The 13,186-nt window shown below is 47.4% G+C and carries 13 protein-coding genes and 1 pseudogene; 10 read left to right on the top strand and 4 right to left on the bottom strand.

From position 1 onward, the window contains the following. Positions 1-49 precede the first annotated feature (49 nt). Both NZD89_RS16890 and NZD89_RS16885 read left to right on the top strand, forming a co-directional pair. Positions 50-400: an HIT family protein gene (locus tag NZD89_RS16890; RefSeq protein ID WP_268003963.1), complete on the top strand. Its 351-nt coding sequence runs from the start codon at positions 50-52 to the stop codon at positions 398-400. Positions 401-564: 164 nt separating this feature from the next. After that, entirely contained in the window at positions 565-2,694 is a 2,130-nt protein-coding gene (locus NZD89_RS16885) for a GMC family oxidoreductase (RefSeq protein ID WP_268003962.1), read from the top strand. Positions 2,695-3,315: 621 nt separating this feature from the next. Here NZD89_RS16885 and NZD89_RS16880 read toward each other — a convergent pair. After that, positions 3,316-4,104 (bottom strand): GNAT family N-acetyltransferase, encoded by a 789-nt coding sequence (locus tag NZD89_RS16880; RefSeq protein WP_268003961.1) that lies wholly within the window; start codon positions 4,102-4,104, stop codon positions 3,316-3,318. On the opposite strand from NZD89_RS16880, the gene NZD89_RS29730 reads away from it, so the two are divergent. From NZD89_RS29730 to NZD89_RS16860, 5 genes are all read left to right on the top strand, one after another. Further along, the gene (locus NZD89_RS29730; protein ID WP_369125205.1) at positions 4,043-4,393 is read left to right on the top strand and encodes a monooxygenase family protein; all 351 of its coding nucleotides are present in this window, start codon (positions 4,043-4,045) and stop codon (positions 4,391-4,393) included. The two genes, NZD89_RS16880 and NZD89_RS29730, sit on opposite strands and share 62 nt — an antisense overlap. A gap of 224 nt (positions 4,394-4,617) precedes the next feature. After that, positions 4,618-5,124, top strand: a complete 507-nt coding sequence (locus tag NZD89_RS16875) for a GNAT family N-acetyltransferase (protein WP_268003960.1) — start codon at positions 4,618-4,620, stop codon at positions 5,122-5,124. Positions 5,125-5,556: 432 nt separating this feature from the next. Further along, the gene (locus NZD89_RS16870; RefSeq protein WP_268003959.1) at positions 5,557-6,285 is read left to right on the top strand and encodes a 6-phosphogluconolactonase; all 729 of its coding nucleotides are present in this window, start codon (positions 5,557-5,559) and stop codon (positions 6,283-6,285) included. A gap of 13 nt (positions 6,286-6,298) precedes the next feature. Continuing rightward, complete coding sequence (locus NZD89_RS16865; RefSeq protein ID WP_268003958.1) at positions 6,299-7,210, top strand: ROK family protein; 912 nt, start codon at positions 6,299-6,301, stop codon at positions 7,208-7,210. A 3-nt stretch (positions 7,211-7,213) separates the two neighbouring features. Continuing rightward, positions 7,214-7,441, top strand: coding sequence for a hypothetical protein (locus NZD89_RS16860; RefSeq protein ID WP_268003957.1), 228 nt, complete (start codon positions 7,214-7,216; stop codon positions 7,439-7,441). A 623-nt stretch (positions 7,442-8,064) separates the two neighbouring features. On the opposite strand, the gene NZD89_RS16855 is transcribed toward NZD89_RS16860, so the two are convergent. Next, entirely contained in the window at positions 8,065-8,202 is a 138-nt protein-coding gene (locus NZD89_RS16855; protein ID WP_268003956.1) for a hypothetical protein, read from the bottom strand. A 256-nt stretch (positions 8,203-8,458) separates the two neighbouring features. Between NZD89_RS16855 and NZD89_RS16850 the strand changes: the two genes are divergently transcribed. Continuing rightward, the gene (locus tag NZD89_RS16850; RefSeq protein WP_268003955.1) at positions 8,459-8,677 is read left to right on the top strand and encodes a hypothetical protein; all 219 of its coding nucleotides are present in this window, start codon (positions 8,459-8,461) and stop codon (positions 8,675-8,677) included. 13 nt (positions 8,678-8,690) lie between these two features. Here NZD89_RS16850 and NZD89_RS16845 read toward each other — a convergent pair. Beyond that, a protein-coding gene (locus NZD89_RS16845) for an IS3 family transposase (protein WP_268003954.1) occupies positions 8,691-9,855 on the bottom strand; the annotation gives its coding sequence in 2 pieces (ribosomal slippage) (positions 8,691-9,600 and positions 9,599-9,855; 1,167 coding nt in all). Positions 9,856-9,897: 42 nt separating this feature from the next. Between NZD89_RS16845 and NZD89_RS16840 the strand changes: the two genes are divergently transcribed. Both NZD89_RS16840 and NZD89_RS29725 read left to right on the top strand, forming a co-directional pair. Beyond that, positions 9,898-10,311 carry an IS110 family transposase gene (locus NZD89_RS16840; protein WP_268003953.1) on the top strand — a complete coding sequence of 138 codons (414 nt, stop codon included), beginning with the start codon at positions 9,898-9,900 and terminating at the stop codon, positions 10,309-10,311. Then, positions 10,284-10,897, top strand: a pseudogene (locus NZD89_RS29725) (transposase). The gene NZD89_RS16840 and the pseudogene NZD89_RS29725 overlap by 28 nt, the downstream one beginning before the upstream one ends. 799 nt (positions 10,898-11,696) lie before the next feature. Here NZD89_RS29725 and NZD89_RS16830 read toward each other — a convergent pair. Next, positions 11,697-12,713, bottom strand: a complete 1,017-nt coding sequence (locus tag NZD89_RS16830; RefSeq protein WP_268003951.1) for an aldo/keto reductase — start codon at positions 12,711-12,713, stop codon at positions 11,697-11,699. Between the last annotated feature and the right edge of the window lie 473 nt (positions 12,714-13,186).

The raw sequence follows: 13,186 nt of genomic DNA, 5'->3' as shown, positions 1-13,186 counted from the left end.
TTGGAAGTTAAGCTAAAATTAGCGAAGAGTCAGAACAAGGAGGCGTTGTATGTCGAACGATATTTATTGCGATGAAATCTTGAACGGACAGCTCCCAGTGAAAAAGGTCATAGAAACCGAAAGGGTACTTGCATTTCATCATACAAGACCATCATTTGAAGCCCATATCGTAGTGATACCAAAGAAACACATTCCTTCTCTGATTGAGTTAGATGAACAGGACAAGGACATTTTAACTGAATTACTTTGCGTAGTTCAGAAAGTTGCAACCCAAGTTAATGCAGAATACGGAGCTTGTGGTGTCGAAACCTACATGGGTGAATACCAATCATCTAAGCACTTACATGTACATGTTCGGGCTGGAAAACAACTTAGACCCACGGGAGCTTTGGTGAAATAATAGTTCTGTCGTTAGTTCAAGAGTGCGCCTAGCTAAGCTAGGCACAACTTGTCGGTGAAAGTCCGACCGAGGTAGGGACCAAGCCGCCTCGCAGCTAGCAGGCATGTGGTGGTGAGGGTGAGTAATTATGAATTGTGGCAAAAATCATTGGGTGGTGAACGTACATGACTAAGGGTCAGCAGCATTTTTCAATCAAGGTGTGCTCTATCTTGGAGGCGGTCGCTAACAGATTGATTCCGGAAGATGCCTGGCCATCGGCGACTGATGGGGGAGTCCTGGCATACCTGGAATGTCGCGTCGGCGAGGATATCAAAACCTGGATAGACTTGATTGAACCGGGACTTCGCGCACTAGATGCAGACGCACTAGCTCTCCATGGGAGATCATTTTCTGAACTTTCATCAGAAGACCAAGATGCACTGTTACATGATCTTGAGCATGATCGTGTTGGTGACTGGCCCGTTTCGGCTAAACATTTTTTCATTACCCTTTTGAGCTTGGTGATCGAAGGCTACTATGGAAATCCTGAGTCTGGTGGAAACCGTGAGGGTAAGTCATGGGAAATGATTGGATTTCGCCCGGGGCCCGTCTCCGAAATCCATGAGCCGATCCTAGAAATCGATCTATCGCAAAAGACCTTCAACCAACTTCGAGACCAGTATGATGTGGTCGTCGTGGGAGCTGGGGCAGGGGGCTCAGTAGCGGCAGCGGTGTTGGCCGAAGCGGGACTTCGGGTTCTTGTCGTTGAACGCGGAAGCTGGCTTCGATACAGTCAGGTTGGCAACGATCATCTGCGCAACCACCGTTTTAGCAAATACGGGCACAACACGGGCCCGGGATTGGAGGGAAATCCTCGAACGATTCTCTTGTCCGATGGCAGTGAGCGGACTACTTCACCCTTTGAAGGAGATTATCACAATAATGCGATGACGGTGGGAGGAGGAACACGGGTTTACGGAGCACAGGCATGGCGATTTCATCCGGATGATTTTCGGATGGCAACTCGTTATGGGATTCCGGACAGGAGTTCGCTTAGCGACTGGCCGATTGGCTACGATGATCTCGAACCTTATTACGAGCGGGCGGAGTTGGAGGTTGGCGTCTCTGGTGATAGTGCTGCCCACCCTGGACGTGGAAAGCGACGACACCCTTATCCAATGCCAGCGTTGCCACAGACGCTGGAAGGAGAACGCTTGGCTCGGGCAGCCGTGAATTTGGGGTGGACCGTGGGGCCAGTTCCTCTCCTCATCAACTCGGTCGAACGTGACGGTCGACCGGCCTGTGGGCGGTGCGGCCAGTGTGTCGGATTTGCTTGTCCGACCAATAGCAAGAATGGCGGACACAACACGATGCTCGTGCGGGCCATGGCTACGGGCAACTGCGACCTGGTAACAGATACCATGGTGGAACGCATCGATACCGAGGGTAGTAGGCACGCCACTGGGGTTCGGCTTGTACAGTCAGTGGCGGGCTCGGTACAACGCACACAAGTGCGGGCAGGACATGTGGTGGTTGCGGCCGGGGCCATCGAAAGTGCGCGACTACTGCTTAATTCGGCAAGCGATGCTGAACCACATGGGATAGGCAATCGCTACGGACAAGTGGGGAGGAACCTGCAGGGTCATGTCTATGCAGGTGCCTATGCCCTTTTCGATGAGCCGATTCAAGAGGGCCTTGGACCAGGGGTGAGCATTGCCACCTGTCGCTTTGCCCATGGTAACGGAGACGGCATTGTCGGGGGTGGGATGCTTGCGAACGAATTCACCCGGTTGCCGGTCATTCACTGGTATCGAGCCCTTCCGCCGGATGCGGCGCGATGGGGGAGCGCCGGCAAAGAAACGATGCGCGAGACTTACTTGCGTACTAGTCATGTACAAGGACCTATCCAAGAGATCCCGACCGCCGAGTCAAGAGTGCAGCTATCGCCTACAGTGAAGGATCGCTTCGGTATCCCCGTGGCTCAACTCTCAGGAGATGTCCATCCGGAGTCTCTTCGAGCGGCGGCCATGCTATCCGAGCAAGCGGAGACATGGCTCTCGGCTGCCGGAGCACGTCGGGTTTGGCGTACCCGGCCAGGTGGTGGGCTTAGTGCTGGGCAGCATCAGGCGGGAACACTGCGCATGGGTACTGACCCTTCGACATCAGTTACCGACCCCTTCGGTCGTGTGCATGGATATGATAATCTCTGGGTGAGCGACGGCTCCGTGCACGTGACAAATGGCGGCGTTAACCCGGTTTTGACTATTCTTGCCTTGGCCTTCCGCACGGCCGAAAATCTAGTGAAACATGCGTAGCGAAACGCGGATAACGATGCGGTGAGTCGTCGCTTAACGTAGAGGGCGAAAAATTTAAAAACAGCTAGCGTTGACTGCCTCGATGAATCTGGCCGGATTGGCTAGCGGACCAATCGTAATGATGAAGAAACTACCTTAATACAAACGCGGTATAAGCGCCGCGTTTGTATTTCTTTAAGTGCTGCAATTTGCATCTTATGGCCCTTTTAATGTGTGGAAATGATATGTTCATCAGTAAAGCAGTCCTTTTCTTGCACGCTCAGACAAACGAAGCGCGGAGCAGCTGGCACAACACATAACAAGAGGGCAACGACCCTGGCGGGCAGCACAGCTGGCCTCCACCCTTCGGTAGGCGGAACGATGGAATGACAAGGGCCAGAAATGGACCCCGTGAGACATGAGAGGGTAGGCCGCGAAGGTAGATGTGATCCAAAAGCGCGACCAAAAATTTGTTAAAAAGCGCGCAGCCCTTGTTTCAATGTACCCTAAAGGCTGAAAAGCCCATGGAATCGCGGTATTTCGCCTATACCGTCTGGTTGAACGGTCCGAGAAAACCCGCTAAAATACTGGGGAAATCTTAAATCATTGAGAGAGTTTAGTCCCAGACACAACACGGCGTTATTACTGATAAACGTAAAAGTCGCAACAGTTTTCGAAGCCCAGAATTTCGTATATGTGTTTTCCATCCTCAGAAGCTTGTAATGCCGCAAATTCGAGTCCTTCATGGCGGGCAGCCTGTAATGCTGACAAGGTAACCGATGTACCGAATCCACGTCTTCTGAAGGTTTGAAGGGTAGCCACTGAATAGATACCTGCCATCTCAACATCCATGAACAGAGCACTCGTTGAGACAGGTTTCTCGTCAAAGTAAGCGACGAACAACCGCATAGGACAGTGTTCTGTTAAAACAACACTTGATACATTTTCGTAAAATAAACGAACAACTGGATCTGGCGGATCGAAAACAGATGAAACTACGAATGCAAAATCGTGCAAGCGCTCAATGGAATTTACACGCCTGACCTCTAGTCCTTCAGGTGTTTTCAGTACAGGAAGTTTAGATAAATCGGCGATCATACCGAGGTCTTGTTCGGTTTGTTGAAGACCACAGCGTTCTAAATACGTCCCAAGATCATGGGGCTGTGAGTGGGGGGTGACCCACCAAGCGTAGGGTAAGTTTATTGATTTGAAGTAACCTACGGCTAAATTAATCTTACGATTTACATCAGCATCGAAACGTGCTCGACAAATATAGTTGAACGTATCAGAGGAGAAAGATGAATCTACGATAAGTATATTTTCTTGATCGATTACTCGCATGCCAGGAAGTCGGCGAGCGTAATAGGACATGTATGCAAAAAAATTGTTCTCCATGCGTGGGATAAGCTGTTGTTTGAAAGTCGGTATCAAGGTCTCAAGCCCCCTTAGTTCTTTGTATTCTACCATCGGAAGTTGTCTTGGAGGGCTAAGAATCAATCGGTTTTGGGCGTTCTCCAAATGGATTCCAGCTCTTAATGCGATGGGTCCAATGTTGCGAGAGCTGTATGAGGAGCCTAATTTAGGATTTCTCTACACCGAGTATTTCATGAGATGGAGAGGTGTAACGTTGGTTCAATACTGGCGTTCGTTTAACAGTTTAGAGTCCTATTCCCAGGGAATGCCCTTGGAGGGTGAAGCAAAACTGCAGGCTGTAACATGAAGTGAATCCTGCCGCATCGTCATAAAGGACCCGAAAGGGACAAGAGGGAGTCGAGCCTTGTCTTGTGTGGCGAAGACCATGGAACGCGTGAAGAGCTTGGAAGTACAGCGCGGAAGAACCCTCCGGTGTATGGGGATCAGCATGTGGTGCTACACGACGTTTAGAGGTTTTGAGTCATTTCTGTGGAAGCCATAGATACAATGTCTTGGTCGGGAGGCAAATACATGGACACTATTGTCATCACCACAGAAAGATTAAATTTGCGGAAAATGACCACGGATGATGTTCAGAATCTGATGGGAATTTTTTCAGACCCAGAAGCAATGAGATACTATCCCTCAACCATGAATGAAGAGGAAACCTTGGGCTGGATTAATCGAACCTTAAGTAATTATGAGAAGTTAGGCGTGGGTTTTTGGATTGTAGAGGATAAATCGACGGGACAATTTCTTGGTCAATGTGGGATTATTCCGCAAGCATGCGATGGTGTTAGCGTAATGGAGATCGCATATCTGTTCGTGAGACAAGAGTGGGGAAAGGGTTACGCAACGGAATCGGCAAAAGCTTGTAAAGAATACGGATTTCAGAGCATGGGTCTCCACAAGATGTATTCCTTTATAGATGTCAATAATACAGCATCTGCGAGAGTTGCTGAGCGTAATGGAATGCATATAGAAGAGACAATAACAAAGTGGGGCAAGGAAGTGTTTGTGTACTCCGTGGCAAGATAACGTTGACGAACCGAATTTTACTTGCCTGCTTTTTTGAATGGGCTTATGCGACGGACTAGCATGAGTCCTTATTTCATTAGTCATAATGAACGACACCAGCTCCGTTTCGCACATCGTGGATTACACTGAGACTTGAGAGAGCAGTGCAGAGCCACATACGAAGGGAGCCGTTACTATGTTTTGCCACCCAGTTGTCAGCCACCACCCACTTCACTAGGGCGTCTTTCCAAGCGCTACGATAGACTTTATTTCGATAAGCTCGTAATTCCAGTTAGTTTGACGACCTTTATGGATGATGGGTAATGTCCTGACGCGGTGGCAAATATTTTGGCCAGTGATGCAAGTGAGTCTAGGCTCTTAGTGTTTGCGAAATTGACACTTCAGCGTCAATTCTAATGGGTAATTTCAATTTAAATAGAAGAGGTGATGCCAATGATTAAAATTTTTAGTAACGAAGATGAAGTTGCTAACGAAATTGCTAAAGAAATGCAATGGCATATACAAAACGATGAAAATCCGGTTTTTTGTTTGGCCTCTGGTAGTACGCCAAAAAAGAGTTATAAAAGATTTTCCAAAGAGATGGAAAACAAACAATCGCGAATCAAACTACTTAAAGTTGTCAGTTTAGATGAATGGGTGGGTATTGATAGAACTTCAGAGGGAAGTTGCTATCAGATGCTACATCAAGATTTGTTCTCACTCATTCCATTAGATGATGAACAAATAGAGTTCTTTGATGGGAACGCAACTGACTTGAAAGAAGAATGTAGAAAAGTAGATAGCTTCATTCAGAGTAATCCTATCACCTTTAGTTTAATGGGTGTCGGTATGAACGGACATATTGGTTTAAATGAACCAGGGGGAGCTGTGCTGGATCACAGTAGTGTGGTTGATTTATCCAAGAATACGAAAGAGGTGGCTCAAAAATATTTTCTTCAGCCGACAGTGTTAGAGAAGGGAATTACAATTGGCTTAAACCAAGTTATTAGAAGTAAGAGGGTAATTGTGGTTATGACTGGGGAGCGTAAAGCAGATATTGCTCGCAAAGTGTTTTCAAATTCAGAATATCGGTTACCGGCACAAGAATTACTTGGTCATGATCATATTGACTTTTTCTTAGATAAAGACGCCGCAAAATATTTAGAAGTGCTATCGAGTTAAGGGGCTAGTAGAAATGGAAAGTGTAATCGGAATAGATATTGGGGGGACGAATATTCGAGTTGGACTAATAGATGATCGCCTCAATCTAATTCGAAAGGAAACCGCCCTGACAGATGATTTTAACAGCATCGACGAACTCTTCAGATACTTATTGGAAATGATCGAGAAAGTGAATGAAAGAGAATCAGCGAATAAAATTGGAATTGCTTTGCCGATTCCGTGGCGGGGTGGTACGGAGCGATTATACGATGCAACCAATATTTCTTACTTAGAGGGTTTTGGAGTGAGGGACATTCCGGATTATTTTCCGGGATACGGGGTTTATCTCGAAAATGACGTAAATGTAGTTGCTATTCTCGAGTCAGCATTTGGTGCGTCAAAAGAATATGCGAATTCGATGTACATCACGGTTAGCACCGGCATAGGCAGCGGAGTAATTTTGAATAACGAAATTTATCACGGAGCACACGGGTACGCAGGTGAAGTTGGTAGCATAATCATTTCCGACTCAAAAACACATCTCTCAGTAGATATTGAAGGAAGCTTGGAGTCACTTTGTATTGGAGCCGCTCTTGAAAAGGTAAGTAAGTCGTTGTTTGGACATGATGCCAATGCAAAGCTCTTGTTTGAGAAACAGCAAGAGGGAGACGTGCTAGCTGTAGAAGTCATTGAACAATGGATCGACTATTTTTCTAGAGGCATCGCTTCACTATTCCATAGCCTTGATCCTGATGTGATTGTTCTTGGAGGATCCGTCATTCAAAATAATCAATGGCTGATACAACGGATAGAGGAAAGTGCTAAAAATAGAGTCCTTCTGAACTTAAAAGACAAAGTGAAAATTTTAATCTCTAGATTTGGAGACGATGCAGGTCTTATTGGGGCCGGATATGTAGCGCTTAAAAAATCAACAGGAGGAAAATAAAACATGAAAAAGTTGAAGGTTTCTTTGATTGGCGTTGGAAGCGTAGCATTTGCATTGGGATGGCTACAGGATCTCGTATTATCCGAGAGATTGAAAAATGAAGTCAATTTAGAAATTGCACTTATGGATATCAGTAATGAAAATTGGGTCTTCGGATTTTGTGGTGGAATAAGTACTTACAGCCACTCGTGGATCTTGCATAAACATACAGTTTTGCGACGACACCAGTAATGTCGCTTTTGGGCAGTTAAGCGACATAAGGGTTCTTTCTTATTGCCGTTGGCATGGGTGAGCTTGGACCAACCGATGGTAAGACAAAGGTACTGATTATTCTTAAACGAACGGGCGACAGAAGGATTAACATCAAACAGTTACACGAAACGGGTGCAAGTGTTGGAGACATACAGTATTTATTCGATGTAAAGAATTACGCTGATGTAGAATGCGTGCTTGTTACGAGGGTTAAAATGGAGAGACGCTGCGGATTATTTCTACACGACTATTGAACAGACAAGCACAAAAAACGAGGGCACCGTATAATACCGATGCCCTTCCCATGATCTCTCGCCCAACGTGAGCTCAGTTCAATAACATCTACCGCCTGGACATCCTGGATCTACAACCACGTTCCTAGTTATCGGTACATAGTAATGTTGAGGCACGTTCACAATCACGCGTCTGTTGATGTCACAATCGGATGCACATAGGGAACAACACGCGGAACATAGCAATTCCGAACACAGTACCGAGGTGGACACATGATCGGTGGGCAATTCATTGCACGAAACACCTCCAATCACGTAGTGGCTGATCATTGATTAATATCCACAGACCACCGCCTGCAGTATGAAGCATTAGTACCCGCCGCCAGCACCGCATGATGCGCCGACACCATAACCGCCGCCGTAAGGTACAAGCAGGATGAACAGCACAAAGATGATCAAGAACACTACTGCCCAACGTGTGTATCCACCAAATGCGCCATCGTACATGGATTCGCCCTCCCCTCAGTCAGAGATGCTGCTATGGTATGTTCTGGAGAAGTAACAAGGAAAGGCGAATGAACATGGTGAGTAGTACAATTCTTGGATACATCTGAGCGGTGTATTAGGGTGGGAGCACATTAGACTGTTGTACTTTGCTTATTGCGTTAGTCATAATGAACGACACCGGCTCCGTTTCGCACATCGTGGTTTACACTGAAGTTAGGAGAACAGTGCAGAGCCACATACGAAGGGAGCCGATACTATGAAGACTATCACAAAGTTTGTAGGTTTGGATGTATCTAAGGAAAATATCGCAGTTGCGGTAGCAGACGAAGGCCGTGGAGAACCGAGATATATCGGAATGTTCCCTCATACGGTGGAAGCTGTAAGGAGTCTAGTACATAGACTGTCTGCTGGTATTAAGTCAATAGAATGGACACCCCAAAACAGAGAAATTATAAGTTTTAATATTCTGATATGATGCCTGTTATCGTTCAGCTTGCTGCAGCTCTTATAGCGTGGAAATATCTTCTTTCGAATTCAACCGGTGTTAGAAAACCGATTGATGAGTGAACTCGTTCCCGGTTATACCAGACCTCGATGTATTCGAAGATCCGCCGGATTGCCTGTTCCCTCGTTTTGAACTTTTCCAGATAGACGAGCTCTCGCTTGATAATGCTGTGAAACGACTCGATGCACGCATTATCAAAATAGTTACCTTTGCGACTCATGCTACCGACCATCTTGTATTCTCGCAGCTTGTCCTGATAGTCATGAGAGGCATATTGGCTCCCACGATCCGAATGATGCAGCACGGTTTCTGTTGGGTCTTGGCGTTCGTATGCCTGCTCCAGTGCCCTGATGCACAGCTCTTTCGTCATCCGTGCTCCCGCACGCCAGCCCACAATCTTACGGCTATAAAGGTCCATTAGGCTAGCCAGGTAGACCCATCCTTCGTCCGTTGGGATGTAGGTGATGTCTGCCATGTACACCTGGTTGGGTCGCTCTGCTACAAACGTTTGATTCAGTACATTCTCCTGTACCGGATAATCGTGGTTCGAATACGTGGTCGCCTTGTACTTGCGAACGGTACGGCTCCTCAGTTGATTCTCTCGCATGATTTTGGCCACGGTCTTCTGCGCCACACGCTCGCCTTCCTGGCGCAGGATCTGCGTGATTTTAGGACTGCCATAAAGACGACGGGATTTCACGAATATCTGATGAATCCGCTTCGTTATTCGCTTCCGACGTTTGGCTCGCTTACTCTCAGGTCGTTCACGCCAGGCATAATACCCGCTCCGAGATACACCCAACACTTTGCACATCTTCTCAACCGAAAATTTGGAGCGGTGTCTGTGGATGAATTTATACCTTACTTCCGGTCGTTGGTGAAGATGCACATAGCTTTTTTAGGATTGCATTCTCCTCTCGAAGATCGCGTAGCTCTCGCTCTAAGTCACGAATTGTCTGAGCTTCTGACCTGAGGTTCCCACTCCCAACAAACGGGGCGGACGGATCCTCCTTATATTTCGACATCCAGCCATACAACGTCTTTTGTGATACGCCTAGCTCCCGAGCTACTTGGCTCGTCGTTTTCCCACTCTCCAAAGCCAATTGCACTGCATGAAGTTTGAATTCCTTGTCGTACTTCTGTGTCATGTGGCTCACCTCGAATCGCCTTATTCTTACATTCCCGATTCGTTGTGTCCACTATTACAACCTAGCACCACTGCAGATGGTGTAGAACTGGAGTTTTGCTACGAAGCTGGGCCGACAGGCTATGGACTGTATCGACTACTGCGCGCAATGGACATGCCGTGTACCGTTGTCGCACCATCCCTCATTCCAGTTCGCCAAGGAGACCGAGTGAAGACAGACAAGCGAGATGCGTTGAGATTGGCACAGTTGTTCCGTGCTGGTGAATTGGTTGCAGTCTTTGTCCCGAATGAGGAAAACGAGTCATTACGGGATTTAGTGCGGGCACGGGAAGATGCGGTGGGAGACCGTACACGGGCAAGGCATCGGCTATCCAAGTTCCTACTCAGACACAATCGGCGTCCTGAAACTAAGCTTAGTGCTTGGGGGCTATGTATCGTCGGTGGTTGGACGGTCTAAAATGGACGGATCGTCGAGAAGAAGTGGTGTACCAGGAGTATTTGCATCACTTAGACGAGATTGTGGGACGTCTCAAACGTCTTGAGGCAGCTATACATTTGGAGGCAACGGAAAGCGAGAGAGCTCCAGTGATTCAGGCTTTGCAAACACTGAAGGGTGTTGCAGAGGTCATCGCAACCTCTTTGGTCGCTGAGGTTGGGGAGTTTCGTCGTTTCCGGAATCCAAAATGGCATATGCCGGACTGGTACCATCCGAGTATTCGAGCGGGGTATCTCGAAAGCAAGGGAGAATCACGAAGTCTGGGAATTCACATCTCAGACGGGTTCTAGGAGAGGCAGCATGGTGTTACCGATACAGATCCGCTATTAAAGGAAAGATTCGTAAGCGGCAAGAGGGACAGAGTCCCAAGATTCAGGACATTGCTTGGCGAGCACAGGACAGGCTTCATCGAAAGTATGTGAAGATGATATCACGAGGTAAGCATCACAATGTAGCCGTCACTTCAGTGGTAAGAGAATTGTTGGGATTTATATGGGCCATCGCATGTGAGGCAGAGCGACAGATGGAGACATCGACTGCAGTATAAGTTTTGGAAAAGAACTGTAGTAAAGAATAATTCTAATTAGGGTTGAAGGTCGGGACTGAAGGCACAGGAATCCGGTACGGGGAAACCTCGTCCCCGTTTGTGCAAGGTCCAGAACCTGACGCACGAAGCTAGTCCGAGGAAGCCCCATGACGGAGGTACGAAATGTGGTAACCAACCCACGGATATCAGTGTGCCAACTGTCGACGAACCTTGCCTTCGGTCCGGACTTTCAACCCCATCACGACACGGGGCTTGACGGTGTCGTTCATATCAACGGGCGCATAAATCCCATTAGCTCTGTTGCTTCAAACCGCATGAACATACAGCAACTGAGGATCAGGTGTTATTGCACTACTCCAGCATCCTCGATTTGGATGAGGTTTATAGCCAACTAGTTTCAGAGTGTTCAGTAACGCAGATCGACTACACTGAGGGTCGGTACAGGTTGGCCCAGTTTTCAGATATTACTCACTTGTGAACCCCTCGAAGTACCCATTCATCATCTATCTGGGCCAAATCTAAAGCTTCGGATTGTTCTCTTGTATGATTATACGTCCTGAATCGTTGGTGCCTCTGACGCTTAAGAGGCAGTTTAGCGCAATAGCACGATGGTCACATAAATATCTCACTGCTTATCAGGGGTGTGGGACAAACAGGAGCCTATACCATTAAGGCATAAGCCCCCTTGTTCATTCCGCGTAACACTTGCTAGTCAGACAGTCGACCAATGATTCGACGGAGCAAGTCTAAGCGATCGACGTTGTTCCAAGATAACATCCTCCTTTTAGCTTGCTTCGTGTCATTGTCGTCCGTTACGTTGTTGTTGTTCTGCAGCCTCGTCATATGGGTACGTGACAGGCAGTGCACTAGCACGGTCCAATGTCACCACTTGTTCCGGACTTAAGGCCCAACCAGACGCACCCAAATTATTTTCAAGTTGTGCAAGTGTGCGGGCGCCAATGATGGGTGCAGTCACGGCTTGGCGCTGTAACAGCCAGTTGATTGCTGTCTGCGCAGGTGTTTTTTCAACTTGTTTTGCTACTTCAAACAGGGCATCGATGACTTGCCAGGTGTACTCATTGTTGTACTTGCTCCATGATTCTCCCCAGCCGTGCTTTTCAGCGACTGCAATACGGGTATCTTCAGGCGGATTTGACATACCGCGATGAAACTTTCCACTTAGCCAACCGCCACGCAGTGGACTCCACGGAATGACACCCAATCCTTCGTGTTTGCACAAGGACAAGAGTTCGTATTCTGTGGCGCGGCACAACAAGTTGTACTGTGGTTGAAGGCAGGAGAATGCTTCCCAGCCATTGCTGCGGCTTGTGTGGATCGCTTTTTGAAGTTGCCATGCGCGAAAGTTGCTTGCGCCAATATAGCGAACCAGACCGCGCCGAACTAAGTCATTGAGTGTACTTAGGGTTTCTTCTAGCGGCGTGAGGGGATCCCACGCATGGACCTGGTACAAGTCGATGTAATCTGTGCCAAGTCGCCGCAGGCTGGCTTCTACGCCAGCAATGATGTGCTTTCTGCTCAAGCCAACATCGTTCTGCCCGTCTCCCATGGCGAAACGAACTTTCGTAGCGATCACATAATCATCACGATTTTTATCTGTTAACCATCGCCCGACGATTTGTTCCGAGATTCCGCGCGAATAGACATCAGCGGTGTCGATGAAGTTTCCGCCGTTTTCCACAAAGTGATCGAGTATACGGAAACTGTCTTCCTCACTCGTTTCTCTGCCAAACGTCATGGATCCAAGACACAACTCACTGACCTTTAAACCCGTTTTTCCAAGAAGTCGATACTGCATGATCGTCGTCTCCTTTGCGCTCGTCTACATGTTATCCCCTCTATTGTGATAGAGATCATTTGAAAATGTTTGCCAAAACTTGAATTGCAACAGTTGCTTTCCAAACATCTCTTCTAGGGGGCGACGTCATAGCCCATTTAAAATGATATTCATTTTTCGCAATTTTATAAACGTTCTAAATGCCTAGTCCAATATCAGCACTCAGAGGCGTTATAGAACCAATAGGAAGAAGTGTTTTGTATGAAGAGTTATTCTCGTAATCGGTGGATTTCTGTGCTGAATAGGTTTGTTCGATGAGATTATGAACGATGATCAGCATTTGGTCCTTTGTTATGGGGTGCTTTGAAGATTTTATGGAGCCTGGAATGCCTGTGCACTAATAAAACCAGTAAACGATGGCGAGCAATGGAGGCTTGTCCGAATACCTTTGTTTCGCCACCGTCGACAAAGTTTCGATCCACTTGTTTCTCATA

The organism is Alicyclobacillus fastidiosus (assembly GCF_026651875.1).
Lineage (GTDB): Bacteria > Bacillota > Bacilli > Alicyclobacillales > Alicyclobacillaceae > Alicyclobacillus > Alicyclobacillus fastidiosus.
The sequence above is the reverse complement of the archived record's forward strand: the minus strand, read 5'-3'. Positions and strand labels throughout refer to the sequence as shown.

Bases quoted from the DNA above. Each gene is read 5' to 3' on its own strand.
- NZD89_RS16890 (WP_268003963.1), top strand. From the start codon at position 50: ATGTCGAACGATATTTATTGCGATGAAATCTTGAACGGACAGCTCCCA.
- NZD89_RS16885 (WP_268003962.1), top strand. From the start codon at position 565: ATGACTAAGGGTCAGCAGCATTTTTCAATCAAGGTGTGCTCTATCTTG.
- NZD89_RS29730 (WP_369125205.1), top strand. From the start codon at position 4,043: ATGTATGCAAAAAAATTGTTCTCCATGCGTGGGATAAGCTGTTGTTTG.
- NZD89_RS16875 (WP_268003960.1), top strand. From the start codon at position 4,618: ATGGACACTATTGTCATCACCACAGAAAGATTAAATTTGCGGAAAATG.
- NZD89_RS16870 (WP_268003959.1), top strand. From the start codon at position 5,557: ATGATTAAAATTTTTAGTAACGAAGATGAAGTTGCTAACGAAATTGCT.
- NZD89_RS16865 (WP_268003958.1), top strand. From the start codon at position 6,299: ATGGAAAGTGTAATCGGAATAGATATTGGGGGGACGAATATTCGAGTT.
- NZD89_RS16860 (WP_268003957.1), top strand. From the start codon at position 7,214: ATGAAAAAGTTGAAGGTTTCTTTGATTGGCGTTGGAAGCGTAGCATTT.
- NZD89_RS16855 (WP_268003956.1), bottom strand. From the start codon at position 8,202: ATGTACGATGGCGCATTTGGTGGATACACACGTTGGGCAGTAGTGTTC.
- NZD89_RS16850 (WP_268003955.1), top strand. From the start codon at position 8,459: ATGAAGACTATCACAAAGTTTGTAGGTTTGGATGTATCTAAGGAAAAT.
- NZD89_RS16830 (WP_268003951.1), bottom strand. From the start codon at position 12,713: ATGCAGTATCGACTTCTTGGAAAAACGGGTTTAAAGGTCAGTGAGTTG.